Source organism: Brevibacillus sp. NSP2.1, assembly GCF_000470975.2.
GTDB lineage: Bacteria > Bacillota > Bacilli > Brevibacillales > Brevibacillaceae > Brevibacillus > Brevibacillus agri.
The window spans coordinates 5,355,061-5,380,000 of the sequence record NZ_CP048274.1 but is presented as its reverse complement, the minus strand read 5'-3'; the positions used below and the strand labels follow the sequence as shown (position 1 = coordinate 5,380,000).

Here is a 24,940-nt window from a genome sequence, read left to right as displayed (position 1 = left end):
GGACAACAGGTTGATATTCCTGTACCACCTCTGTTCCGTTTGAGTGAGTGGCGTGACGCAGGAGGATAGGGTGAGCGGCCTACTGGATGGCCGTCCAAGCAGTAAGCCTGGTGTGTAGGCAAATCCGCACGCCGCTAAGGGCAAGCTGTGATGGCGAGGGAAATTTTAGTACCGAAGTCCCTGATTTCACACTGCCAAGAAAAGCGTCTAGCGAGGAACAAGGTGCCCGTACCGCAAACCGACACAGGTAGGCGAGGAGAGAATCCTAAGGTGCGCGGGATAACTCTTGCTAAGGAACTCGGCAAAATGGCCCCGTAACTTCGGGAGAAGGGGCGCCCCGGTAGGGTGAGGGTCCCCGCCCAACGTGAGCGTAAGCTTGCGTTGGGCGGGCTGAGCCCGAGGGGGCCGCAGTGAAAAGGCCCAAGCGACTGTTTAGCAAAAACACAGGTCTCTGCGAAGCCGCAAGGCGAAGTATAGGGGCTGACGCCTGCCCGGTGCTGGAAGGTTAAGGGGATGAGTTAGCGCAAGCGAAGCTTTGAACCGAAGCCCCAGTAAACGGCGGCCGTAACTATAACGGTCCTAAGGTAGCGAAATTCCTTGTCGGGTAAGTTCCGACCCGCACGAAAGGCGTAACGACTTGGGCGCTGTCTCGGCAAGAGACCCGGTGAAATCATAATACCTGTGAAGATGCAGGTTACCCGCGACAAGACGGAAAGACCCCATGGAGCTTTACTGTAGCCTGGTATTGGAACTTTGTGCATCATGTACAGGATAGGTGGGAAGCTGAGAAGCAGGGGCGCCAGCCTCTGTGGAGCTGTCGGTGGGATACCACCCTTGATGTACGGAGTTTCTAACTCGTCGCCCTCATCGGGCGAGAGGACCATGCCAGGTGGGCAGTTTGACTGGGGCGGTCGCCTCCTAAAAGGTAACGGAGGCGCCCAAAGGTTCCCTCAGAATGGTCGGAAATCATTCGTAGAGTGTAAAGGCAGAAGGGAGCTTGACTGCGAGACCTACAAGTCGAGCAGGGACGAAAGTCGGGCTTAGTGATCCGGTGGTTCCGCATGGAAGGGCCATCGCTCAACGGATAAAAGCTACCCTGGGGATAACAGGCTTATCTCCCCCAAGAGTCCACATCGACGGGGAGGTTTGGCACCTCGATGTCGGCTCATCGCATCCTGGGGCTGAAGTAGGTCCCAAGGGTTGGGCTGTTCGCCCATTAAAGCGGTACGCGAGCTGGGTTCAGAACGTCGTGAGACAGTTCGGTCCCTATCTGTCGCGGGCGTAGGAAATTTGAAAGGAGCTGCCCTTAGTACGAGAGGACCGGGGTGGACATACCGCTGGTGCACCAGTTGTTTCGCCAGAAGCACGGCTGGGTAGCTATGTATGGAAGGGATAAGCGCTGAAAGCATCTAAGCGTGAAGCCCCCCTTAAGATGAGATTTCCCACAGCGTTAAGCTGGTAAGACCCCTCATAGACGATGAGGTTGATAGGTTCGGTGTGGAAGCGCGGCAACGCGTGGAGCTGACGAATACTAATCGGTCGAGGACTTATCCACACATCTCTTAGCAAACATGCGTATTCAGTTTTGAAGGAATGAGAAAAAAGCTGTATTCTCCATTACTCACAAAAGTAATCGGGAATACAGCTTTTTTGCATAGATCAGGCAACAAGACAACGACGCTCTGCTTTTGGCTCTCAAATCTCATTCAAAAGAACGAATGCTCTAATGAAAGTGTCTGTCTACTCGCAAGCATTGTGATTCCGGTCGTTTATGCTATGCTGGATGAAATAACGATTCATGCTGGAAAAGAAGAAGCATATGAACAACAACAGCTAGCTGTTATAGATGAAAGGGGATATACATGCTGATTCTTGCAGTCGAAGATGAACAAGCCCTGCTACAGACTATTGCTGGCGTTTTGAGCGATGAAGGCTATCAAGTGGATACGGCTGATCGGGGAGATGATGGCTTGCTGCTGGCGCAGCGAGGCATTTATGATTTGCTTGTACTCGACATCATGATGCCGGGCATGGATGGCCTGACTCTGGTTAAAACGCTTCGTGCCAAAGGAATGATGACCCCTGTTCTGTTCTTGACGGCAAAGGACAGCGTCAAGGCGAGAGTCGAGGGACTGGATGCGGGAGCCGATGATTATCTGGTCAAGCCTTTTGCCGCAGAAGAGTTGACGGCAAGAGTGCGAGCCTTGCTGCGGCGCAACGGAAAGACCGGCACAGAAGGCGAAATGGCATACGGCCCGATTTCGTTAAAGGTAAATGAATACGACGGCTTTGTGGATGACGAGCCGATGAAGCTGACCACGAAGGAATACGAGCTGCTCAAATATTTTCTGCAAAATCGGGAGCAAATCCTGACGCGCCAGCAAATTTTTGACCGCGTATGGGGCATCGACTCAGAGGCGAATTACGGAGTAGTCGATCTGTACGTCCATTATTTGCGCAAAAAGCTGGGAGCTTACGAAAGCTACATTCGCACGATCCGCAACGTGGGCTACATTTTGAAAAAGGAAGAACGGTAATGTTTCGAAAAACGCGGATTCGCCTGGTGACACTGAATGTCATCGTGGTATTTCTGCTGCTCAATGCGTTGGGGAGTGCCGTTTACTATACGATGAAGTATCGGCTGTACTCGCAAGTAGACCGCGAGCTGGAGAAGGTGAGTCAGCGGCTTACGGTAGACCCTCTGCCTCGCTTGCAGCGGATTAACGATGATCCTTTTCCTTACAATCGCCTGGAGCGAAAAAAGTACATGGATCTCGATCGCAGGTACGCCCTGCTGGTCTGGGATAGCTTTGGCCGGGTGATCGGAACGGCTTTTGGCGAGCGTCTGGAGCCGGAGGAGTTGCCGAACTTTTTCCATATCGGCAAGCCGGACGGCATCGAAACCGTGACGATCAAAGGACAGGTATATCGGGTACAGACGGTCACCGTGCCGAAAAAAGTCGTCGTGGGCGATCACTTGCAAGTAGCCTACCAGTTTCAGTTGATTTACAATCTGGCGCCCGAGCAGAACATGCTGAGCAGCCTGTTGTACGTCGTGGTCATTGGCGATATAGTGAGCATTGTCATTGCGATCATCGTCGGCTGGTTTTTGGCGAGACGCGCCCTCATCCCGATCCAGGTATCGTGGGAAAAGCAGCAGCAGTTTATTGCAGATGCCTCGCACGAGTTGCGCACGCCGTTGACAGCGATCATGGTCAATCTGGAGCGGCTGTTCCGCCATCCCGATCATACCATCGAGCAGGAAAGCGAAAAAATCATGATCGGCATGCAGGAGGCGAAGCGGTTGAGCAAGCTGGTAGCCGACCTGTTGACGCTCGCCCGCAGCGACTCCAATGAACTGCAGATTATGAGCAGAAAATTTCGGCTGGATGAGATGGTGCAGAAATGCACGCAAGTATTTTCCCAGCTCGCCATCGTGAAGGAAATCAGCCTGGAGACAGCGATTGAGGAGCCGCTGGAGATCGTCGGGGACGAGGAGCGCCTGCACCAGCTCATGGTCATTTTGCTGGACAACGCTCTCAAGTACACGAACAAAGGCGGCACCATTTTTGTTTCGTGCAAAAAAGAAGGAAACCGCGTCGCCATTCTGGTGAAGGACAGCGGGATCGGCATTTCCAAGGAGAACATTCCATTCCTGTTTGATCGTTTTTTCCGGGTGGACAAAATGCGTTCGCGTGCGACGGAAGGAACTGGGCTCGGCCTGTCCATCGCCAAGTGGATCGTGGACGCCCATCACGGCAAAATTACGGTAAGCAGCGAAGAAGGCATAGGAACGAGTTTTTTGGTTACACTTCCATTGAAGTAACAGCAGAAGACCGCTTTTCCGAAAAGGAAAGCGGTCTTTCTTTTCCGTTCCGCCGCATGGGGCGAGTGCGAATAATATACTTTTTTGCTTTACATATTTAGAAAGTCAGGTAAACTACAAGGGAAGAGAGGAGTGACGAGCGATGAAACTGACAGTAACGGCCCCGGCGGTAGCGTGGTTCAAGGAAGAGTGGGGATGCAAGGAAGGCGACAGCGTCCGCTTTTTTGTCCGCTATGGAGGCGTGAGCACGGTGCAGGATTCGTTTTCCATGGGGATTGCCAAAGAGCAGCCGAACGAAGTCGGGCTTTCTGCGGTAGTAGACGGCATTACCTTTTACATGGAGCAGGATGAGCTGTGGTATATGAATGGAAATGGACTGATCGTCGACTACCGACCGGCGACGGATGAAGTGGATTTCAAACTGGATGAAGCGTGAGCAAGCAGCGAATCGCTCAATCTGATACAAACGATACCGAAATGACTCCCGAGGCAGGAGTCATTTTATTTTTATACTTAACAAACAAAAATATTTATTATATTATGAATCTATACCCGATTGGAAAAAGGAGGATGGAGCATGCGGTTACTCGATTCGTATTTGGAGCTTGGCGTAGTGGGAATGGCGCGGGCCGCGCAGGCAGGCTGGTTTGGAGGGCATTACGGTGCGGCTTTGTTGGCGGGCTACTACATGGATCGCGAGCATGAGCTGCCTGAGCATGTAAAAGCAGGAATTGAGCGAACCTGTGAGGCGTTTCGGCGCTTGCAGCCGGAATGGTTTGCGCCGCTGGGTCAAGAGGAACAGGCTGATCCGGCTTTGCTGCAGCAGGTCGTTGACGGACTGACGCAAAATGTGAAGCAACTGCGGACATCCGGGCATGGGCTGGCATTGGGCGTGCTGGCATTGAAGGCGTTGCGGGATCGGCCCGATCTGGTTCGTCCGAGCGTGGTCGCCGGATTGGTCGAAATGCTGAAAAAGACGACAGAAGACAGACCGACGCGCTATTGGGGCATCGACAGCTATTTTGCCGTCACAACTGCGGATGTGGCGGAGGAAGTGGCTCCGTACGACACAACCGAGGAGATGGCGCGAAGGACGTTTGCCGAGCTGCATACCGTCGTGCCGGGGCGAGTGATCGACGGGCAGCGCTACCACTTTGCAGGCGAGGTCGTCCACAGCGTGACGCACGCGCAAGCTTTGACGGACCTGGAGCGCTTCGGATACGGGGAGTTGGTGCAGGCAGGCATCGTGAACCACCGGATTCAGACTTACCTCAATCGGCAGATGCCGGAGTTTGTTTTGGCGGATGAGGTGAAGGAGCCTGCGTTTGCGTACATTTTTTCGCCTGCATACTGGGAAAAAACGTACAGCGACCCGCATGCGCTGAAGCTTCCTTATGCGGCGCTTGATCTGCTCGGAAGACTGCCTGCCGGGGAGCGGCCGGATGCCGAACGCAATCTGTGCAAGCTGTTGACGACGATGGAGTAGACAGACGAGCAGACGGGCGTTAAAAAAACAGGGAGGCTGCTGTAGCGCTCCCTGTTTTGCCTGTGGCTATGTGGCCTACCAGTTCGGAATGACGGTAGTGGTAGATTCTTGATTCGCAAAGTAGCTCTTGTGCTGAACGAGTGCGCGGAGAATGGCGGCTTCATTGATTGTATAACCAATGCCGGCTCCGGTTGGAACGGCCAGTACGCCCGGCGAAACGAAATCGATCATCGGCGTCACTACATCCTCTGTAAAATAGCGGTGCGAAGGGGACGTGTCGCCCGGGATGGTGAAATTGGCCAGCGAAGCGATGGCGATGTTGTGCGCGCGGCCGATGCCGACTTCCTGCATGCCGCCGCACCAGACGGGAACGCCTTTTGCCGCGCACAGGTCATGGAGCTTCCTGGCATCGGTCAGGCCGCCGACACGCCCGATCTTGATGTTGATGATGCGGCAGCTTCCCAGTTCAATCGCTTTGCGCGCATCCTCCACCGTATGGATCGACTCGTCGAGGCAGATCGGCGTTTTCAGTTCTCTTTGCAATGTCGCATGGTCGATGATGTCGTCGTGCCCCAACGGCTGCTCGATCATAATCAGCCCGAAGTCGTCCAGTTGCTTCAGCATGTCGATGTCTGCCAGCGTATAGGCGGAGTTGGCATCGGCCATCAGCGGAACGTCCGGACCAAAGGTGTGACGGATCGCCCGGATCGGCTCTACGTCAAAGCCCGGTTTGATCTTGACCTTGATTTTTTTGTAGCCGTCGCGGATAAAGCTGTCTACGCGTGCAAGCAGCTTCTCGATCGTCGGCTCGATGCCGATGCTGACCCCTACGTCAATCGTCGTCCGGGTTCCGCCAAGTGCCCGGGAGAGGGACATGCCGTTCATTTTCGCATACAGGTCCCAAACCGCGCCTTCCAACGCTGACTTCGCCATCTGGTTGCGGCGCATCCAGGAAAAGATTTGCGATACTTCATCAGGGTGCTCGATTTCACGGGAAAAAAGTTGTGGAATCAAATATTTTTCCAGCATATACCATACCGTATCGACATCCTCCTCGTTGTAGACCGGAACGTCCATCGCGACGCTCTCGCCGAAGCCGACATGTGTTCCGCTGTAGGCGCGGACGAGAATACATTCCTTGTGCGTCTCCAAGCCCATGCTGGTGACAAAAGGGGCTGTCAACGGTATTTTGATTCTTTGCAGATCGACGCGTTCGATTTTCATGACCATCTCTCCTCAGACTTGGGATTCGTATGAGCGATGGCGGCGCACAGGCGGATTTACTTGCCAGCGTGCCGCTCAAACGTGGTGAGTACTGTACGGGCCAAAATCTCGATCCCATCCAGCAGCGCTTCTTTGTCAAATGTCATCTGCGGATGGTGCAGGCCGGGTGCGAGGCCGCAGCCCAGTCCCAGCATCGTCGCGCGCAGGTGAGGGCGCTCCTTGGTGTAATAGTGAAAATCTTCCGCGCCTGGCGTCTGAATCGGCGCTTCCAGACGGTCTGCGCCGAGCGTCTGCACAATCGCCTCGGCCATGATTTGCCGCGCCTCTTCGTGGACTTCGGCGGCGTACACCCGCTCGGTGATGTCATAGGACAAGTCTACCTCATAAAGCTGGGCGACGTGCTGCAAAATGTGCTCGACTCTGGAAAACAGCGCGTCGATGACAAGGTTCGTCTGGGCGCGCAAGTCCAGGTGGAACTGGGCCGAGCCGGGAATGATGTTGCTGCTCTTGCTGCCCGCAGAAAGCTGCGTCATTTTCACGGAATAAGGGACGAGCGGATCGAGGTGAATCCCTTTGAGTTGCTCGACGATCGCCGCTGCCACCTCGATGGCATTGACGCCAAGGTGCGGGCGCGCCCCGTGGGCATCGTCTCCCTTGATTTGCCCGAAAATGGTGCCTGCCGCGCCGTGCATGATGGCAGAGGCAGCCGTGCCGCGCGGAATCTCCTGAACCGGGCGCAGATGGACGCCGTACAAATAGTCGATGTCGTCGACCACTTGTTTTTTTACCATAGCCAAAGCGCCGTTTCCGCTTTCCTCCGCCGGCTGGAAAATCAGCTTGAGGCGGCCGGGGAGCTGGATGTTTTGCGCCTGCAACACCATGAGGACGCCCAGCACCATCGTCATATGGGCATCGTGCCCGCAAGAGTGGTTCGCCTGGAAGACGCCGTTTACCTCCTGCCAGAGCGCATCCATATCTGCCCGCACGCCGACCGTCAATCCTCCCGGGGTCAAGTCTCCCCATTCCGCCACCACTCCGGTTACGTCGTCAAACGTCGTGACCCGGCAATGACGCTCCTGCAAAAAACGGGCGATATAAGCGGTCGTTTCTACTTCCTGCCAGCTAACCTCCGGATGTCGATGCAAATGCTCGTACAGAGAAAAAATGGCGGGCTGCAATTGTTTGATTGTTGTGCGCATGGTTCCTCCACAGGTTTGCGGCTGGGGCTGCGCCACAGCGGGGTGCATGCGACGCAAGCCAGCTTGTTTTGAAAAAGGTGTGCGTCGTCTTTAGCTCTAGGAAACGCCGATGGTTACAGCGACGATCAGGGCGATGGCGGCGATGACGGCCCAGCCGAGAAGCAGCTTCCAAATGAACTTGACCCATTTTTCATACGGAATGCCAGCGACAGCCAGATAGCCCATCAAGGCAGAAGAAGTCGGAATGATCGAGTTCGTCACCGCATCCCCGTACTGGAAGGCAAGGACGGCGACCTGACGGGAAATGCCCAGCAGGTCGGCGATTGGCACCATGATCGGCATCGTTGTCGCCGCTTGGCCGCTGCCGGACGAAATGAACAGGTTCAACACCGCTTGAATCAGGAACATGGCCAGCACGTTGATGGCATCCGGCAAATGGCCGATGGCGGAAGTCAGCGCGTAAATCATCGTGTCGATAATTTTTCCTTCTTCCAGCACGACGGTGATCGCCCGGGCGAAGCCGACGATCAGGGCGCCGAAGGTAACGGCTTTGGCGCCAGCGACAAAGGAGTCAAACAGCTTGTTTACATTCAGCCCGCCGACAAGCCCGGCAACCAGTCCCATGATTAAAAAGGAAGCGGTAAGCTCGGTCAGGAACCATTCGTACTCGAACACGCCGTAGACGTTGAAGGAGAGTCCACAGACCATGACCAGAAAGACCAGCTTGTGGCGTCCGTTGAGATCGGGAATTTCGACGGCGACTTGTTCGTCGCTTTCCTTTTGCTCGATCGCGTAAATGACGCTCTTGGTCGGGTCTGCCTTCACCCGGTAGGCGTAGCGCATGACGTACCAGATGGCAAAGCCGAGGACAAAGACGTACACGATAGCGCGGAAGGTCAGACCGGAGAAGAGCGGCAACTGCGCCAAAGACTGGGCGACCCCTACCGTGAACGGATTGAGCATGCCGCCCATGAAGCCGGCCGCTGCCCCCATCGTAATCATGGCGGTACCTGTTACGGCGTCAAAGCCCATTGCGCGGGCGAGAGCGATGCCGATTGGCACGAAAATAATGCTTTCTTCCGCCATCCCCATCGTGAAGCCGCCGATGGAGAAGAGGAACATGGATGCGGGGATCAGGAGCTTTTCCCTGCCTTCCAGATAGCGGACGCCTTTGTTGATGCCCGCCTCAATGGCCCCCGTCTGGCGGATGATTCCGAAAACGCCGCTGACGATGAAGATGTAAAAGATGATTTGCGAGCCTTTTTGCATCCCTTCAGGAATTGCTTTGAACATGTCGAAAAAGCCGACAGGGCTGCTCTCGACAGCGTGATAGCTGCCGTTTACCACGATGGTTCTGCCCGAGGCGTCGTCCTTGATGCGTTCGAACTCGCCTGTCGGAAGCACGTAGGAAGCAAGCGCTGCCAAAATGATGATGATAAAGAGAATGGCATAAGTGTGCGGGACGGAAAAACGTTTTTTGGCTGGCGCTGCTGGAGAAGAATGTTTTGTAGCCATGAGGTCACCTCGCTTTTTTGCCTTTTCTATAAGCAAGTGGCGTGCCAACTGTCGAAATTTCGCGAAAAAAGGCGTTTTCATTGGACGGAGGGTGGCAGCGTCCAAACGAAAACGCACTCTTTAGGAATGTTTATTAGGATTTATTCGTCCTAATACAACCTAATATTCATTTGCCTTGCACTATATTTTTCCATATTTCCTCAACATTTCGATGCCGTCACGGGTGATCGAGGTTCCTTGACGGGTTGTGCCTGAGCGCACCAGTCCAAGCTGCTCAAGCTGTTTCAAGCGGTTGCGTAGCGCGCTTTCCGTCCAGCCGTTCGCCTGCAGGACGGGGGTGTGCGCCAGTTGGTAGCGCCCCACTGGTTTGTTGGCGAGGTAATATTGATACAGTCCGAGCAAAATATCCAGATTCCGCTCATCCTCGAGAGGCACGGCCGCCGCTGCGGATTGCTTTTGAAATATCCGCTCGGTCAAACGCTTGGGCAGGTCGGCAATGCCGATGACAGGATGCTCGCTTACCGTAATGGCGTAGTCCACGACGTTTTTCAGCTCGCGAATGTTGCCTCGCCAGTCGTGGGCGAGCAACAGCTCCATGACTTCCGGCGACCAGCTTTTGCGAATCCCTTGCTGCTTCAAGTGATCGTCAATCAGCAGCGGAATGTCGCTCGTTCGCTCGCGCAGCGCCGGGATTTCGATGGGCAGGACGGCCAGCCGGTAAAACAAGTCTTCGCGAAAAGCGCCATCCCGGACGGCATCCTCCAGATTGCGGTTGGTGGCAGCGATCACCCGGCAGTCTACGGACAAAATCCCTGTGCCGCCGACGCGGATCACTTGCTTTTCCTGCAGGACGCGCAGCAGCTTGACCTGGATCGCGGGGGAGATATCGCCAATCTCGTCGAGAAAAATCGTGCCGCCATCCGCCTGCTCGAACAGTCCGGGCTTGCCTCCTTTGCGCGCGCCTGTGAAGGCTCCGTCCTCGTAGCCGAACAGCTCGCTCTCCAGCAAGTTTTCCGGCAGGGAGGCGCAGTTGATCGCGACAAACGGGCCGTTTTTGCGCAGTGAATGCTGGTGGATCGCGTGGGCGAACAGCTCTTTGCCCGTCCCGTTTTCACCCGTGAGCAGGATCGTCTGGTTGTTTTTCGCCATCTTTTTGCTAAGCTCGATGGCGTGCAGGAGCGGCTGGCTGCTGCCTTTTATATCAGCAAACGAGTAGGTAGCGGTGTGGCCGCGCAGGGCGAGCTGGGTGCGCAGGCGCTGGATTTCCGTCACGTCTTTCAGCGTACAGACGAAGCCGAGATGCTCATGGCTGCGGCGAATGCTGTGGCTGCTGACGATGAATTGCCGCTGGTCGATGGCGATGAGCGCATCCTCCTGCCCCTCCTGTTCAAAAAAGGGGGCGAGCAGGCCGTGTTCCTTGAGGATCGTATAAGGCTTGCCGATAACGACCGATTCGTGCGGACAGAACAGCTCGACGGCGACATCGTTAATGAACGTGATTAGACCGTCCTCATTACAGGCGATGACCGGATCCTTCACCGCCTGAAAGGTGGATTGAAGCTGGCTGTTGAGCTTTTGCACTTCGGCGTAGGAAGTGCCGAGCATTTTGGCCAGCTCGGACATTTCCACGATGAAGGCGGAGAGGTATTGCCGCTCCCATTCAATCGGGACGCCCACCTTGCGCCCGGTATCAATCAGATCGTGAATGCTGATTTTGCGAAAGCCGAGGTCGATGACTTCCACGTGAGGGGGCAGCGGCACATCGGGAATGCTCATAATGATCGCATACCGAAAGCGCTCCTCGAACGTACTGCCTGGGTGAAAAGGGACGTAATTCAGGTGGTCAATCTTGACTTCCAGCAAGTTTTGGATGACCTCCTGGGCTGTGACCGGCGAGTTGTTCATGACAGGCACGGTCGTTCCGGGCGGGATTTGCATCAGCGCCTTTATTTTGCGCAGTTCAAAAAAACGGTTCAGCACGGTAATCGGGACCGTTTCGGGGACGGCCTGACGGGCGATCGTGTACAACTCAGGCGCCCTGGTCGTAATGAAGACGTGGGACACCCCGGAGAGGTCAGGGATTTGTTCGTGGCTGGCAAAGCCGATGACCTTGCAATAAGGCTCAAAATACGCTCGCAGCTCCTTGAGCAGAAAAGCGAGCGTGTCGGTTCCTTTTGCAATCAAGACAATGGTGTGGTCCATGGTGCACCGCCTTTTTTTGTACAGACTAAAGCTTTCGCCAATGGCTTGGCGCTGCCAAGTTTTCGCAAAAAACTGTTGATACCATGATAGCACAACGGCTGTCCCGCAACGGATGGATTCCCTTGTCTGCGCAGGAAAGACAAGGATTGATCTGCCGGGAGGGAAGTGTGGTTTAATAGAAGAAAGAGAAAAAAGAAAAAGAGTGAAGAGGAGCAGGAGGATTCAGCATGGAGAACAAGATTGTTCCAGAAATGCTGCAGATGATTGGCCAAGCTGTGCCGGAAGAAGTGTCGATTGCGATCTCGGACGGCACCCAATACTTGTATTATCAGCCAAGCTCAAACATTGATCTGAAAATCTCCCCGGGCGACCAGGTCCCGATTGGCTCTGCCACGCACAAGGCGCTGATGGAGAGAGGAAAAGTCGGACATCAGGTGGAGAGCCGCATTTTTGGCGTGCCGTACTACGGTTTGTCGCTGCCGCTGTTCCGCGGGGGAGAGGTCATGGGCTGTATTACCGCCATCTATCCTTTGCAAAGCGTTCCGCTGGCTAATCCGCAGCCTAGGCTGTCGTTTTTGATTGGAAAAGGGGAAGATGGCTGGCTGCCGATTCCGCTGCACGAGATTGTTTACATCAGCTCGCACGAGGGCAAGACGCTGCTGCATTCGGCAAGCGGGTCGTACCCGAACAAATACAGCATGTCCGAGCTGGAATACATGCTTCCGCCTGAGCGGTTCGCGCGTTGCCATCGCTCTTATTTTGTCAATCTGGAGTCCATCGGCTTTATCCATCCGCATTTCCATTCGACTTTCATGCTGGAGATGAAGGACAAGCAGAAGACGAGAGTTCCCGTGAGCCAGACGTATGCCAGCACGTTCCGGCAACTGCTCGGCTTCTAGCTTTTGCAGGCCCCTTGCCAGTGAGAACGGTTCGCTGTCTTTTTTGCTAACTCGCTGCTCAAATATTCTGCTTTGTTGAAAATCGAGTGCCCGCTCAGAATTCTTGTGCTAGTGTATGAACAAGAAAAGATGGCATAGGGGGTCACAATGATGTGGGAGCGCTTACGCGATAAAAGATTGGCAGATAAAATCGTGACGGCTGAGGAAGCAGCGAGTTGGATCGAGGATGGCATGACAATCGGGTTAAGTGGTTTCACTCGTGCAGGGGATGCCAAGGTTGTACCGCTCGCATTGGCAGAGCGAGTCAAACAAGACAACAAGCCTTTTGGCGTGAATGTATATACAGGAGCTTCGCTCGGATCAGACGTGGACGCTGTCATGGCGGAGGCGGGCATTGTCAACAAGCGGCTGCCTTTTCAAGCCGATCCGGTCATGCGCAAAAAAATTAACGACGGCAGCATGATGTTCGTGGACCAGCATTTGTCCCACACCGCCGAGCTGATTCGCCAAGGAGCGATGAGTGCGATTGATTACGCGATTGTGGAAGCGGTTGCAATCACAGAGGACGGCATGATTATTCCCGCCACTTCTGTCGGCAACTCGAACATTTTCGTCGATTACGCGAAGCATGTCATCATTGAATTGAATCTCGCCCAGTCCGCTGAGTTGGAGGGCATTCACGATATTTACACGCCAGCGAGCCAGGGAGCGCGCGAGCCGATTCCGCTCACGGCGGTAGACCAACGGATAGGAACAGCGGGCATTGTGGTCGATCCCGAAAAAATCAAAGGCATTGTGTTGACGAACCAGTTGGATTCGCCGTCGACAATCGTCGAGCCGGACGCGGAGACGGCTGAAATCGCCGCTCATCTGATCGCGTTTTTGCGCGAGGAAGTCAAGGCGGGACGGCTGCCGGAAAATCTCGCGCCGCTGCAATCCGGTATCGGGTCTGTCGCCAATGCCGTGTTCAACGGTTTTCTCGACTCCGAGTTCACCGATCTGACCGTTTACTCGGAAGTACTGCAGGACGCGGTCTTTGACCTGATCGACGCGGGGAAAATCTCGTTTGCTTCCGGTTGTTCGATCACGCTGACGGCTGACAAAATGCAGTACGTCACCGAACATTTTGCCAAATACCGCGACAAGCTGCTGCTGCGTCCGCAGGAGATCACCAACCATCCGGAAATCATTCGCCGCCTGGGGCTGATCGCCATCAATACGGCGATTGAGGTGGACATCTACGGCAACGTCAACTCGACGAACGTTTCGGGCAGCAAGATGATGAACGGGATCGGCGGATCTGGCGACTTTGCCCGCAATGCGCGTCTGGGCATTTTCGTAACCAAGTCGATCGCCAAAGGCGGAAAAATCTCCAGCATCGTGCCGTTTGCCTCCCATGTCGATCATACGGAGCACGACGTCGACATCATCGTCACCGAGCAAGGGCTGGCTGATTTGCGCGGGCTGGCACCACGCGAGCGCGCCTTGAAAATCATCGAAAACTGCGCGCATCCAATGTACCGTGAGCAGCTTAAAGCGTACTACGAAGAAGCGCTCACTCGCGGCGGGCACACTCCGCACGTACTGGAAAAAGCATTTTCCTGGCACGTGCGCTACGCCGAGGAAGGAACCATGCTGGAGCAAAAGCCGGCGCTGGTGTAAGTTGTATCGAACCGCATCATAGAAACAAACCCGCTCGGGCGCTGCTGCCTGGGCGGGTTTTGCTTTGAAAAAAGCGGGCGCGCCCGCCAGAACGCGAGCAGTTGCTGCTCTAGCGGGTGTTGTGAGTAACGCAAGTGATTTCTGTTTTTTCGCGTCTGCGGTTGCCAGACCTGCTTACGCGCTTTTCGCCTTTCGCGCCTCTTTTGGCTGGGCAAACGAAGCCAGGGCAAAGCCGAAGCCCGCGAGCACGAACAGACCGCCGACCCAGCTTATGTGCCAGATTGCCGCATGGTTGACGATGACGCCGCCAAGTCCCGCGCCCAGCGCCAGCCCGAGCTGAAAAACGGATGTATTGATGCTGAGCGCCACTTGCGAAGAGTGCGGGGTCAACGAGATCAAGTAATACTGCTGGGCAGGGACGGTCGTTTGCACGGCAGCTACCCAGAGCATGACGGCGACGATTGAGCCTGCCAACAGCTTTGTCGACATCGGCAAAAAAAAGCAGGACGACCGCATGGAGCAGCAGGCTATTCCTATACGCTGATCGTGCTGACGGCGCCGTTTGAGCAAAAAATGATGCTGGAGGAAGAGAAGATTTTTTGAAGGCGGCAGAAAAGGCGAAAAGGACCGTCACGACAAGGTGACGGTCCAAGGTTTATCCATGCATAAGGGCGGTTTTTCAGACAAGGTTACTTGCGGTAGAGCGGGTAGTCTACTTCCAGCGGAACTTGAATGAGCACGATCCGCAACGGCGCATCTGCTTGCGCCTGGTAAGTGACGCTTGCTGTTTCTGCTTCCGCAGAGATTACGACAAAATCTCCTTTGTGTGCGACGGTCGGCGGCTCGCCCGCTTCGCTGTGCCCGCCAACGCTTCCGCTTCCTTCCACGACGACGACAGCGTGGGCGTAGCCGGCCGGAAGTTGCAGCGAGTAAGCTTTGCCTGCGGGAATCGCAATATCTTTCATGAGCGAATCGGTCACGAGCGAGATGGGGGCAGCGGGACCGATGATGTTTTTCACCCGTACGCCATCCGCCGTCTCGGTCGGAAACTGCTCGTGGTCGTACTGGTTGTACGTCGGCGGGTTTTTGGTCGTTTTGGCGAGGTGCGGCTCAAACCAGATCTGGAACATCTCGGTATCCTTGCCCAGCTCTTCGGCATGGTAAGCGCCTGAGCCTGTTTGCATGATCTGCGCACCGCCCGTAGTGACCTGCTGCAAATTGCCCAGCGTGTCCCGGTGGCCGACTGTACCTTGCAGGACGTAAGACAAAATTTCAAAGCCGGAATGCGGGTGCAGGGGAATCTCGAACGTTTTGAGAGATTTTGCCCACGCCCAGTAAAAAAGCGGTCCAACCCGTTTTACAACGGAGCCTTCATGAGGGAAGCCAATCGGTTTGTTTTCTACGATTTCACCGTCGCCAAAATGTCCTTTTGCTTGTTCGTTTTGTGTGTAGACGCGGATTTTCATCTGTTGTGTCCTCCCTTGGTGGAATGCTGGCTTACGGGTACGGATTTACGAGCGGTTGCTTAAAACAAAACGTATGCGCCTGGACCGATCAAAGCGACACCGATAGCGACCGCGATCAAGGTCAGATTGTACTCATAGCCGTTTTGCGTTACCCAATATCCATTTTGACCGTGAACCTTCACAATCGCAACAAGCATTGTGAAGACGATGAGCAGAGCGCCAACCCATGTGCCGACACCTGCCGCGAACAGCAAGCCGCCGACGAGTTCAGCCAATCCGGCAAGCAGCGCCATGGTCACACCAGGCTTCACCCCGATAGACTCCAGCCAGCCGCCTGTGCCTTTCAGACCGTAACCGCCAAACCAGCCAAACAGCTTTTGCGCACCGTGACCTGCGAACGACAACCCAACAACCAAACGAATAATCAGCAAACCAAGATCCATCATTTTTTCATCTCTCCTTAATTGTTTTAAATTATAGTATTTTAAATTTGAGATATTTGGACAAGAAAGGCTGGCGGGCCTTAGAAGGTTTCCGCCAGTTTTGCTGCTTTTTCTACGCCTGCTGCTACGATTTCTTCTGCTTTGTCAGGGAATTGGTTGTGACCTTCTACGATCACTTCGGTAATATTGCTGATTCCCCAGAAGCCAAGCACCGTGCGAACGTAGCGGTTAGCCAGCTCGATTTCTGCCATTGGGCCTTCGGAGTAAACGCCGCCGCGTGCGCTCAACAGCGCCACTTTTTTGTCGCCCATCAGTCCTACAGGGCCTTCCGCGGTGTATTTGAATGTTTTGCCTGCTTGAGACAGGTAGTCCACATAGGTGTGCAGCACAGCCGGAACGGTGAAGTTCCACATTGGGAACGCGATCATCACTTTGTCAGCGTCAGCGAATTGGTTCAAATATTTGTTGACCAGCTCTGCGCCTTTTTGCTCTTCGGCAGTCAGCTCCATGCCGCGGCCTGCCTTGAACATAGCCGTGAGCAGATCGTTTCCGTAGTAAGGAAGGTTTTCTGCGAACAGGTCCAACTCGGCGATTTCGTCGTTTGGATGGTTTTCTTTATACGATTGGACGAAAGCCTCGTACAGCTTTACACTCACAGCCTGTTCAACAGGGCGATCATTTGCTTTAATGAAAAGTACTTTACTCATGAGAAATTTATTCCCCTTTCTTTTCGTAAGCATCTAACTTCAAATGCATAAATCTTGATTTCAAGATTATTATGTGCTGAACGTTTTGTCAACACTTTTTTTGCACCTGTTGGGTGCTGCTCAGTCTAATACGTATCCTGAGCAGCACGTCCCAACTTTTTTAACAAACCGATGGCTTGCTGCTGTTCTTCGGGAGTGAGTCCTGCGACCGCTTTTTCAATCGCCTGCTGGTGGGGAGGGAAAATCTCTGCCAAAAAGGCGTGTCCTTTCTCGGTCAGCTCGGCGTAAATGACGCGGCGGTCGGCCGAACAGGGCTTGCGAATCAGCAGTTGCTTCTTTTCTAGCTTGTCCACAACGTACGTGATATTTCCGCTGGAGATCAGGATCTTTTCGCCAATTTGCTGCAAAGGCTGCGGGCCTTTATGGTAGAGTACTTCCAGGACGCCGAACTCTGTCGGGTTCAAACCGTGCTGGCGGATGTGACGATTGGAATGGGCGGTCACCCAGTTATACGATCGCGACAAGACGACAAACAGGTCGAGGGCATTGTTTCGCTCCATGAAAAAGCCCTCCTTTCCATCGAAATTTCAATATCTTGAATTTAAGACAATCCTACATGATCTCGTTTGCCTTTGTCAAATGGCGAAAATCATCCCTTTGCAAAACAAAAGTTTTTGTGATAGACTTTTGTTTGTGAACGAAGCTGTGAATGCTAATCAGAAGAAAGGAGGATGACCGTGGAAAAAGACATGTTGATCCTTCACCACATCCGGCAAAATCCGTTCATCTCCCAGCAGGAGCTGGCTGACTTGATCGGGATTTCGCGTTCGGCTGTTGCCGGGTACATTGCCCAGTTGACCAAGCGTGGCGAGATCAAAGGCAGAGCGTATATATTGCGCGACGAAGGCATGATTGCCTGCATCGGCGGAGCGAACCTCGACCGGAAAGCGCGCGGCAAGCAAGCGGTGCGGCTGCACTCTTCCAATCCGGTCACGATCATGGAGTCGTGCGGCGGGGTGGCGCGCAACATTGCGGAGAATCTCGGCAGGCTCGGATGCAATACGTCACTTTTCACCAGTGTCGGTGAGGACAAGGAAGGCGAGTGGATTTTGCAGGAGACGAAAAAGCACGGCGTAGACATCAGCCAGGTGTGGCGTCTGCCGATGCAGCGCACAGGGACGTACACCGCGCTGCTCGATATAGATGGAGAAATGGTCGTATCGTTGGCCAACATGGATATTTACGACGCGCTCACGCCGGAAATGTTCGCGGAGAAATGGTCCCACCTTGCCGCAGCCCACGCGATTTTTATTGATACGAACATACCGGGGAATTGCCTGGCCTACATTATCGGCCGGTGCCGGGAGGAGAACATTCGACTTTTCGTTGACCCGGTCTCTTCTGCAAAAGCGAAAAAGCTCCCACAGCAATTGGACGGAGTAGAAGCGATCCTGCCCAATCGGGAAGAAGCGGAGCTGCTGGCTGGCATGGCGATCCGCTCGATTGAGGATTGCGCAGAAGCGTGCCGCAAAATCAGGGAGCGAGGCGTCAAGCACGTCATCGTGACCATGGGCGAAGCGGGCATTTACTATCAGTCGGAGGACGTATCGGAGCACATGGCGCCGTATCCGACTGAAGTGGTAGATGTGACAGGGGCGGGAGATGCGTTTGCATCCGGCCTGCTGTATGGAATCGTGAATGGAGAGTCGTTCCAGACAGCTTGCCGTCTCGGACTGGCTGCCTCGGCCTTGACCCTGCAAACAGAGCAATCCGTTTCCCCCTTATTAAAACCGGAACAACTGCAACTGACCGTTGAACAATACGAAAAGGAGCGATAAATGATGAAACAATACTTGACCTTTACAGAGGAAGTACGCCACGCCCTGGAGAACAATTTGCCGGTCGTTGCCCTGGAGACGACGATTATCTCCCACGGCATGCCGTATCCGCAAAACATCGAGATGGCAAAAGAAGTCGAGCAAATTATCCGCGACAACGGTGCGGTACCTGCGACCATCGGGATCATGAACGGCAAAATCAAGATCGGCTTGACCGAGAGCGAGCTGGAAGAGTTCGCGACCAACAAGTCGGTAGAAAAAGTGAGCCGCCGCGACTTCCCTTACATTTTGGCTAGCGGCAAAATCGGCGCGACGACTGTAGCGGCTACGATGATCGCAGCAGACCTGGCGGGCATCCGCATGTTCGCGACTGGCGGCATCGGCGGGGTACACCGTGAAGGCGAAATCACCTGGGACGTATCCGCAGACCTGACAGAGCTGGCGCAAACGAATGTCGCGGTTGTGTGCGCGGGGGCGAAGTCTATCCTCGACATCGGCCGCACACTGGAATACCTGGAGACACAAGGGGTTCCGGTAGTCGGCTACCGCACTTCCGAGTTCCCGTCCTTCTTCGCCCGCGAAAGCGGATTTGGCGTAGACTTCCGCCTGGATACGCCGGAAGAAGTAGGGACCCTGATGAACACCAAATGGAACCTCGGTCTGAACGGCGGCCTGATTATCGCCAACCCGGTGCCGGAAGCGGATGCGCTTGACCACAAGCAAATCGAGGGCGTGATCTTGCAAGCGCTCAACGAAGCGAAGGAAAACAACATTGCGGGCAAAAAAGTAACGCCATTCTTGCTCGACAAAGTGAAGCAGTTGACCGCAGGCAAAAGCTTGCAGACCAACATCGCGCTGGTGCGCCACAATGCGGAGGTAGCGGCGAAAGTGGCAGTAGCGTACCAGCAAGCAGTGAACGAAGGAAAATAAGCGAAGAACAGACAAGCCCCCGGTGGTATCCATCGGGGGTTTTTGCGTTGGTTTCGGGGCACAATCGAGGGGCGGGAAAAATTTGTGCCAAAACCACTTGATATACCCTATGGGGGTATTGTATAGTGAAGGTGTGATAAAAAATAAGCCTCAGGGAAACAATACGATAAATTATACCCCGTGTGGGTATGTGGAGGAATTGGTATGAGTGTCAAAACGGCAGAAGCTACAGTTCCGATTTCCGGGATGACGTGTGCGGCCTGCGCGCTTCGTATTGAAAAAGGCTTGCAGAAGCTGGATGGCGTCGAGACAGCCAATGTGAATCTGGCGTTGGAAAAATCGACGGTCGTCTTCGATCCGGCGAAAACGAGCCTCGACGATATTCGCTCGAAAATTGAAGCACTTGGCTACGGCGTGGCCGCAGACAAGGTAGAGCTGAACATCACAGGCATGACGTGTGCAGCCTGCTCGACCCGCATCGAGAAAGGCTTGAATAAAATGCCCGGCGTCCTGAAGGCGAACGTGAATCTCGCCATGGAAACGGCCACGATTGAATACGATTCGGCGCAGGTGGGCGTGGGCGATCTGGTTCGCCAGGTGGAAAAGCTCGGGTATCAGGCGGCCCGCAAGGAAGAAGGCAAAGAAGAGGAACAGGTCGATCGCCGGATGGCAGAGATCAGGCGGCAGACGCAAAAGTTCTGGATTTCACTGATCTTTTCGCTGCCGCTGCTCTGGTCGATGGTCAGTCACTTTTCCTTCACCTCGTTCATCTGGCTGCCGGACTTTTTGATGAATCCGTGGGTGCAGCTCGCTTTGGCGACGCCTGTGCAGTTCATCATCGGGGCGCAGTTTTACGTCGGGGCGTACAAAGCGCTGCGCAACAAAAGCGCCAACATGGATGTGCTTGTCGCGCTGGGCACTTCGGCTGCCTACTTTTACAGCCTGTACGTGGCGATTTCTTCCATCGGTTCCCACGCGCACATGCTGGAGCTGTATTTTGAAACAAGCGCGGTGCTGATTACGTTGATCCTGTTGGGCAAACTGTTTGAGGCGAAGGCAAAGGGACGTTCCTCGGAAGCGATCCGCAAGCTGATGGGCCTGCAAGCCAAAACGGCGGTAGTCATTCGCGATGGCGTAGAAATGACGATCTCCGTCGAGGATGTGCGGCCGGGTGACGTCGTGTATGTGAAGCCTGGCGACAAAGTGCCTGTCGACGGCATCGTGCTGGAAGGCCAGTCTGCGGTGGATGAATCCATGCTGACGGGAGAGAGCATCCCGGTAGACAAAGCGGCTGGCGATACGGTCATCGGGGCCACCTTGAACAAAAACGGCTTCCTGAAGGTCACCGCGACCAAAGTCGGCAAAGAAACGGCTCTTGCGCAAATCATCAAGGTCGTGGAAGAGGCGCAAGGAACAAAGGCGCCGATTCAGCGGCTGGCTGACAGCATTTCCGGGATTTTCGTTCCCATCGTCGTCGGGATTGCTGTTGTTACTTTTCTCATCTGGTATTTCGCCGTGATTCCCGGCAACTTCGCCGAGGCGCTGGAAAAGGCGATTGCCGTACTGGTGATCGCTTGCCCGTGCGCACTTGGTCTGGCTACCCCGACCTCGATCATGGCTGGCTCCGGACGCGCCGCCGAGCTAGGCATTCTGTTCAAAGGCGGAGAGCATTTGGAAACTGCGCACCATCTGGACACGATCGTCCTCGACAAGACGGGGACCGTCACCAAAGGGGAGCCTGAGCTGACAGATGTAATCCCCGTTGATTTTGCCGAACAGGAATTGCTGGCACTGGTGGGGGCGGCGGAGAAAAACTCCGAGCATCCGCTGGCCCAGGCGATCGTTCGCGGCATCGCGGAAAAAGGCGTGGCGCTCTCCGAAACCAGCTCGTTTGAAGCGATCCCCGGCTTTGGCATTCGGGCCACAGTTGAGGGCAAGGACGTGCTGGTCGGCACCCGCCGTCTGCTCGAGCAGCATCACGTGTCGTACCAGTCGGTGGCAGATGCCATGCTCTCGCTGGAGCAGGCGGGAAAAACGGCGATGCTGGCTGTCGTGGACGGCAAGCTGGCCGGGTTGATCGCCGTGGCCGATACGATCAAGCCGACCTCGAAGCAAGCGATCGCGCGGCTGAAAGCAATGGGCTTGACGGTCATCATGATGACCGGCGACAACCGCCAAACTGCGGAGGCGATCGCCCGCGAGGCAGGAATCGAGCGCGTCATCGCCGAAGTCCTGCCCGAAGGCAAGGCCGCCGAAGTGAAAAAGCTGCAAGCCCAAGGCAAAAAGGTCGCCATGGTCGGCGACGGAATCAACGACGCCCCGGCGCTTGCCACCGCTGACATCGGCATGGCAATCGGAACCGGGACGGACGTGGCGATGGAAGCGGCCGATATCACGCTCATGCGCGGCGAGCTGACCAGTGTCGCCGACGCCATCGAAATGAGCAAGCGCACCATTCGCAACATCAAGCAAAACTTGTTCTGGGCTTTCGCCTACAACACATTGGGCATTCCGTTTGCCGCCCTGGGCTTCCTCGCCCCGTGGCTCGCCGGAGCGGCAATGGCCTTCAGTTCCGTCTCCGTCGTGCTCAACGCCCTGCGACTGCAGCGAGTGAAGCTGTAAGCCAAAAAACAGCAACAAGCGGCATTGTCCGCATCCCTATACACATAAAACCAAAGGAGAGATTGAGAATGAAAAACGTCACATTGAACGTAGAAGGCATGTCTTGCAACCATTGCGTAAACGCTGTGGAAAAAACGTTGAAGGAGCTTGGCGCAGAGGGAAAAGTCAACCTCGCAGCCAAAACAGTCGAGGTTTCTTATAACGAAAGCACTCTGACGCTGGAAGCGATCAAGGAAGCTATCGAAGAGCAAGGATACGACGTCGTTTAATAGCTGTCAGCACGCTAAGCCTCTGCCTGGACTACGAGTTCGGGCGGGGGCTTTTTCTTTTTGTAAAGACTTCGTAAATCGTTAACACAACCTCAATATTCCGCCAACCGAACAACTGAAAACCCGCATAGACACGCGCCTCTCCTTTATCAAACCTTGTCGCCCGCTTTATACGACCTTCAAAAACGGCAGTTACAATGAAATCAAACGAAAGCAAACAAGTCGGACAAGAACAGGAGGAATGGTCAGATGATGGACTTGCACATGCACACCACCGCTTCTGACGGGAAGCTCGCTCCCGCAGACCTGCTCGTCTGGGCCAAGCAGCGGGGCGTGACTCATCTAGCCATTACAGACCATGATACCGTCGATGGATATCTGCTGGCTCGCGAAGACGCCGCACGGCTCGGCCTGGCGCTCCTGCCGGGAATCGAGTGGAATACGGACGGCCCGGAAGACGAGCTGCACATTTTGGGCTACGGCTTCGACATGGCCGACCCGCGGCTTTTGCACGTCATGGACAGGCGGCAGCGGGAGCGGATCGAGTGGATCGCCGAGATGATCGAGCGCTGTAACCGCTTGGGCGTGGCGATCACCATGGAAGAATGTGCAGCGCGGGCAAAAGGCGGCGTGATGGTGCGCACGCACGTGGCAGAAGCAATCGCCGAGCGCGGCTACAGTCCCACGCCGCAGGCTGCGTTCGAGACGTATTTGCGCAAAGGGTGCGCGGCGTACGTGCCCCGGCCTTCTTTTTCCGCACGCGAAGCGATCGAACTTACGCACGAGGTAGGCGGGATTGCGGTCTTGGCTCATCCGGGTATCTACTCCTTTGAAGTGAAGCTGGAGGCGCTGCTCGCCTATGGCCTCGACGGCATCGAGGTGTATTATCCGAAACATTCGGCGGCGCAGACGGCATTTTGGGAGCGGCAGGCCAAAGCGAATCACCTGATCTGCTCGGGAGGCAGCGACTTTCACGGGCACCAGTCGCGCAACCCGTATCCGGTCGGCAGCGTGCCCATCCCGGCTGAAGTAAAGGAGTGGTGGAAATGCTGTATGTTTCATCAACATTGATGTGGGCGTACCCGGTAGAGGCAGCGATCCTCATCGCCCGGCAATACGGCTTTGCCGGGATGGAAGTCTGGGCCGAGCACGTCTGGTTCCACCAAAGCCACCCGCGAGAAATCCAGCAGGCAGCCAGGCGTGTGGGCATGAAGCTGACCTTGCATGCGGCGAGCTGGGATTTGAACCTGTGCTCGCTGAACAGCGGCATTCGCAAGCAGTCTGTCGAGGAAATCAAGCGTTCTTTGGCGCTTGCGGGCGAGATCGGGGCGAAAAGCGTCACGATCCATCCGGGCCGTGTGACCTTGACGCACAAAAACCGGGAATGGCACGAGGCCGTTCTCGTCGAGGGCCTGAACGAGCTGGCGCAAGAGGCGATGAGACAGGGCCGCGTGCTCTCGATCGAGCATATCGAGCCGCTGCCCAAGGAACTGATCGTGACGCCGCAAGACTTGAACAGGCTGCGCGCCGCGCTCGATTACCCGACGGCAGCCACCTTTGACATTGCGCACGTACCTCTGACCTGTTCCCTGCCGCAGTTTTTCCGGGAACTGGAGGGAGTCGATAAAATTCACGTGAGCGACGCGACGGCGACGAAGCTGCACGTGCCGCTTGGAACAGGGGAAATTGATCTGGAAACGATCTGGCCGTTGCTGCTTGCCGCAGACAAGCCTCTGGTCGTCGAAGGCTTCGACGATGCGCGGAATTTGTCCCAGCTCAAGCAAAACCTGCTGTATTTGCAGCAAGGAAACTGTGTCTCATTTGGATAGGAGGTCTGTATTGTTTTGAATATTCTTGTAACGAATGACGATGGCATTTTTGCAAGCGGCGTGCTGTGCCTGGCGCAAGCCTTGCAGCCGTTCGGCAACGTCTCCATCGTCTGCCCGGACCAGGAGCGCAGCGCGATCAGCCATGCGATCACGTTGAAATCCCCTGTAAAAGCGAACAAAGTGAACTTTTTCGATACGTCGCTCGAAGCCTGGGCGGTCAACGGCACTCCGGCTGACTGCGTGAAAATGGCAGTCGAGGTGATTCTCAAGGACAAGCCGGACGTGATCGTATCCGGAATCAACCGCGGCCCGAACCTGGGACGGGATGTGTTTTACTCCGGCACGATCTCGGCGGCGATTGAAGGAGCGATGTATCAGATTCCTTCCATTGCCGTGTCGCTCGCCACGCTCAAGCCAAGCCCGAACTTTTCCATCGTCGAGCCGCTTGCCTACGACGTGTTTGAGACGCTGCTGCGGCACAAGCTCAGCCCGGAAGCGGTACTGAACATCAATTTGCCGTATTTGTCCAAGGAGATGGTAAAAGGCGTGGCCGTCACGCCGCTCGCGATGGACGTGCTGCGCTACCAGTACGTCGGGTTGAACGACCCGCAAGGCTACTTGTGCTACTGGCTGTCCGACCATTTGAGCGAGTTGCACTTCGAGGACGAGGAATCGGATTACTACAAGCTGCGTGACGGATTTATCACGATTACACCGCTGCAATTGAACATGACGAACACCGCCATGAAGGCCAAGATCGGAAAATGGTTTCAAACCGCGAAGCAAAGCTCTTAACGAAGCACGCCTACTTGAATCAGGAGGA

Annotated in this window: 22 protein-coding genes and 1 rRNA gene (1 of these 23 cut by a window edge); 14 read left to right on the top strand and 9 right to left on the bottom strand. The window is 55.1% G+C overall.

Going from position 1 to position 24,940, the window contains the following annotated elements:
* From M655_RS26445 to M655_RS26425, 5 genes are all read left to right on the top strand, one after another.
* Positions 1 to 1,555: ribosomal RNA gene (locus M655_RS26445) — 23S ribosomal RNA — on the top strand; it begins 1,417 nt to the left of the window's first position.
* A 307-nt stretch (positions 1,556 to 1,862) separates the two neighbouring features.
* On the top strand, positions 1,863 to 2,537 hold the full coding sequence (locus tag M655_RS26440; RefSeq protein ID WP_005832185.1) for a response regulator transcription factor: 675 nt from the start codon (positions 1,863 to 1,865) through the stop codon (positions 2,535 to 2,537).
* Complete coding sequence (locus M655_RS26435; RefSeq protein ID WP_005832186.1) at positions 2,537 to 3,826, top strand: sensor histidine kinase; 1,290 nt, start codon at positions 2,537 to 2,539, stop codon at positions 3,824 to 3,826. Before M655_RS26440 ends, M655_RS26435 begins: the two co-directional genes overlap by 1 nt.
* A 142-nt stretch (positions 3,827 to 3,968) precedes the next feature.
* Positions 3,969 to 4,262, top strand: coding sequence for a HesB/YadR/YfhF family protein (locus tag M655_RS26430; protein WP_005832187.1), 294 nt, complete (start codon positions 3,969 to 3,971; stop codon positions 4,260 to 4,262).
* Positions 4,263 to 4,403: 141 nt separating this feature from the next.
* Positions 4,404 to 5,312, top strand: coding sequence for a hypothetical protein (locus M655_RS26425; protein ID WP_025845284.1), 909 nt, complete (start codon positions 4,404 to 4,406; stop codon positions 5,310 to 5,312).
* 75 nt (positions 5,313 to 5,387) lie between these two features.
* Here the strand turns inward: M655_RS26425 and menC are convergent, their stop codons facing one another.
* The 4 genes from menC to M655_RS26405 all read right to left on the bottom strand — a co-directional run bounded on the left by menC (position 5,388) and on the right by M655_RS26405 (position 11,452).
* On the bottom strand, positions 5,388 to 6,536 hold the full coding sequence (menC, locus tag M655_RS26420; protein WP_026558314.1) for an o-succinylbenzoate synthase: 1,149 nt from the start codon (positions 6,534 to 6,536) through the stop codon (positions 5,388 to 5,390).
* A gap of 56 nt (positions 6,537 to 6,592) precedes the next feature.
* The gene (locus M655_RS26415; RefSeq protein WP_005832192.1) at positions 6,593 to 7,735 is read right to left on the bottom strand and encodes a M20 peptidase aminoacylase family protein; all 1,143 of its coding nucleotides are present in this window, start codon (positions 7,733 to 7,735) and stop codon (positions 6,593 to 6,595) included.
* A gap of 96 nt (positions 7,736 to 7,831) precedes the next feature.
* A complete protein-coding gene (locus M655_RS26410) occupies positions 7,832 to 9,250 on the bottom strand; it encodes a YfcC family protein (RefSeq protein WP_005832193.1) in 1,419 nt (472 codons plus the stop codon).
* Between the two features lie 180 nt (positions 9,251 to 9,430).
* Positions 9,431 to 11,452 carry a sigma-54 interaction domain-containing protein gene (locus M655_RS26405; protein ID WP_005832195.1) on the bottom strand — a complete coding sequence of 674 codons (2,022 nt, stop codon included), beginning with the start codon at positions 11,450 to 11,452 and terminating at the stop codon, positions 9,431 to 9,433.
* Positions 11,453 to 11,679: 227 nt separating this feature from the next.
* Between M655_RS26405 and M655_RS26400 the strand changes: the two genes are divergently transcribed.
* Positions 11,680 to 12,351, top strand: a complete 672-nt coding sequence (locus M655_RS26400) for a LytTR family DNA-binding domain-containing protein (RefSeq protein ID WP_005832196.1) — start codon at positions 11,680 to 11,682, stop codon at positions 12,349 to 12,351.
* Positions 12,352 to 12,501: 150 nt separating this feature from the next.
* Complete coding sequence (scpC, locus tag M655_RS26395) at positions 12,502 to 14,013, top strand: succinyl-CoA:acetate CoA-transferase ScpC (protein ID WP_005832198.1); 1,512 nt, start codon at positions 12,502 to 12,504, stop codon at positions 14,011 to 14,013.
* Positions 14,014 to 14,187: 174 nt separating this feature from the next.
* Here scpC and M655_RS26390 read toward each other — a convergent pair whose 3' ends face one another.
* From M655_RS26390 to M655_RS26370, 5 genes are all read right to left on the bottom strand, one after another.
* Positions 14,188 to 14,502, bottom strand: coding sequence for an MFS transporter (locus M655_RS26390; RefSeq protein WP_286086041.1), 315 nt, complete (start codon positions 14,500 to 14,502; stop codon positions 14,188 to 14,190).
* Positions 14,503 to 14,702: 200 nt separating this feature from the next.
* Positions 14,703 to 15,479, bottom strand: coding sequence for a pirin family protein (locus tag M655_RS26385; RefSeq protein WP_005832200.1), 777 nt, complete (start codon positions 15,477 to 15,479; stop codon positions 14,703 to 14,705).
* A gap of 59 nt (positions 15,480 to 15,538) precedes the next feature.
* Positions 15,539 to 15,925 (bottom strand): DoxX family protein, encoded by a 387-nt coding sequence (locus tag M655_RS26380; protein WP_005832202.1) that lies wholly within the window; start codon positions 15,923 to 15,925, stop codon positions 15,539 to 15,541.
* Positions 15,926 to 16,002: 77 nt separating this feature from the next.
* Positions 16,003 to 16,629 (bottom strand): FMN-dependent NADH-azoreductase, encoded by a 627-nt coding sequence (locus tag M655_RS26375; protein WP_007782549.1) that lies wholly within the window; start codon positions 16,627 to 16,629, stop codon positions 16,003 to 16,005.
* A gap of 125 nt (positions 16,630 to 16,754) precedes the next feature.
* The gene (locus M655_RS26370; protein ID WP_005832205.1) at positions 16,755 to 17,189 is read right to left on the bottom strand and encodes a MarR family winged helix-turn-helix transcriptional regulator; all 435 of its coding nucleotides are present in this window, start codon (positions 17,187 to 17,189) and stop codon (positions 16,755 to 16,757) included.
* 177 nt (positions 17,190 to 17,366) lie between these two features.
* On the opposite strand from M655_RS26370, the gene M655_RS26365 reads away from it, so the two are divergent.
* The 7 genes from M655_RS26365 to surE all read left to right on the top strand — a co-directional run bounded on the left by M655_RS26365 (position 17,367) and on the right by surE (position 24,912).
* Positions 17,367 to 18,467 (top strand): carbohydrate kinase, encoded by a 1,101-nt coding sequence (locus M655_RS26365; protein ID WP_026558312.1) that lies wholly within the window; start codon positions 17,367 to 17,369, stop codon positions 18,465 to 18,467.
* Positions 18,468 to 18,470: 3 nt separating this feature from the next.
* Positions 18,471 to 19,397, top strand: a complete 927-nt coding sequence (locus tag M655_RS26360) for a pseudouridine-5'-phosphate glycosidase (RefSeq protein WP_005832208.1) — start codon at positions 18,471 to 18,473, stop codon at positions 19,395 to 19,397.
* Between the two features lie 204 nt (positions 19,398 to 19,601).
* Positions 19,602 to 22,019 carry a heavy metal translocating P-type ATPase gene (locus M655_RS26355; protein WP_005832210.1) on the top strand — a complete coding sequence of 806 codons (2,418 nt, stop codon included), beginning with the start codon at positions 19,602 to 19,604 and terminating at the stop codon, positions 22,017 to 22,019.
* A 68-nt stretch (positions 22,020 to 22,087) separates the two neighbouring features.
* Positions 22,088 to 22,288, top strand: coding sequence for a copper ion binding protein (locus M655_RS26350; protein ID WP_005832212.1), 201 nt, complete (start codon positions 22,088 to 22,090; stop codon positions 22,286 to 22,288).
* A 249-nt stretch (positions 22,289 to 22,537) separates the two neighbouring features.
* Positions 22,538 to 23,359, top strand: a complete 822-nt coding sequence (locus M655_RS26345) for a PHP domain-containing protein (RefSeq protein WP_005832214.1) — start codon at positions 22,538 to 22,540, stop codon at positions 23,357 to 23,359.
* Positions 23,335 to 24,117 carry a sugar phosphate isomerase/epimerase family protein gene (locus tag M655_RS26340; RefSeq protein WP_025845826.1) on the top strand — a complete coding sequence of 261 codons (783 nt, stop codon included), beginning with the start codon at positions 23,335 to 23,337 and terminating at the stop codon, positions 24,115 to 24,117. Before M655_RS26345 ends, M655_RS26340 begins: the two co-directional genes overlap by 25 nt.
* A 15-nt stretch (positions 24,118 to 24,132) precedes the next feature.
* Positions 24,133 to 24,912, top strand: a complete 780-nt coding sequence (gene surE / locus M655_RS26335; RefSeq protein WP_005832217.1) for a 5'/3'-nucleotidase SurE — start codon at positions 24,133 to 24,135, stop codon at positions 24,910 to 24,912.
* The last annotated feature ends 28 nt before the right edge of the window (positions 24,913 to 24,940 follow it).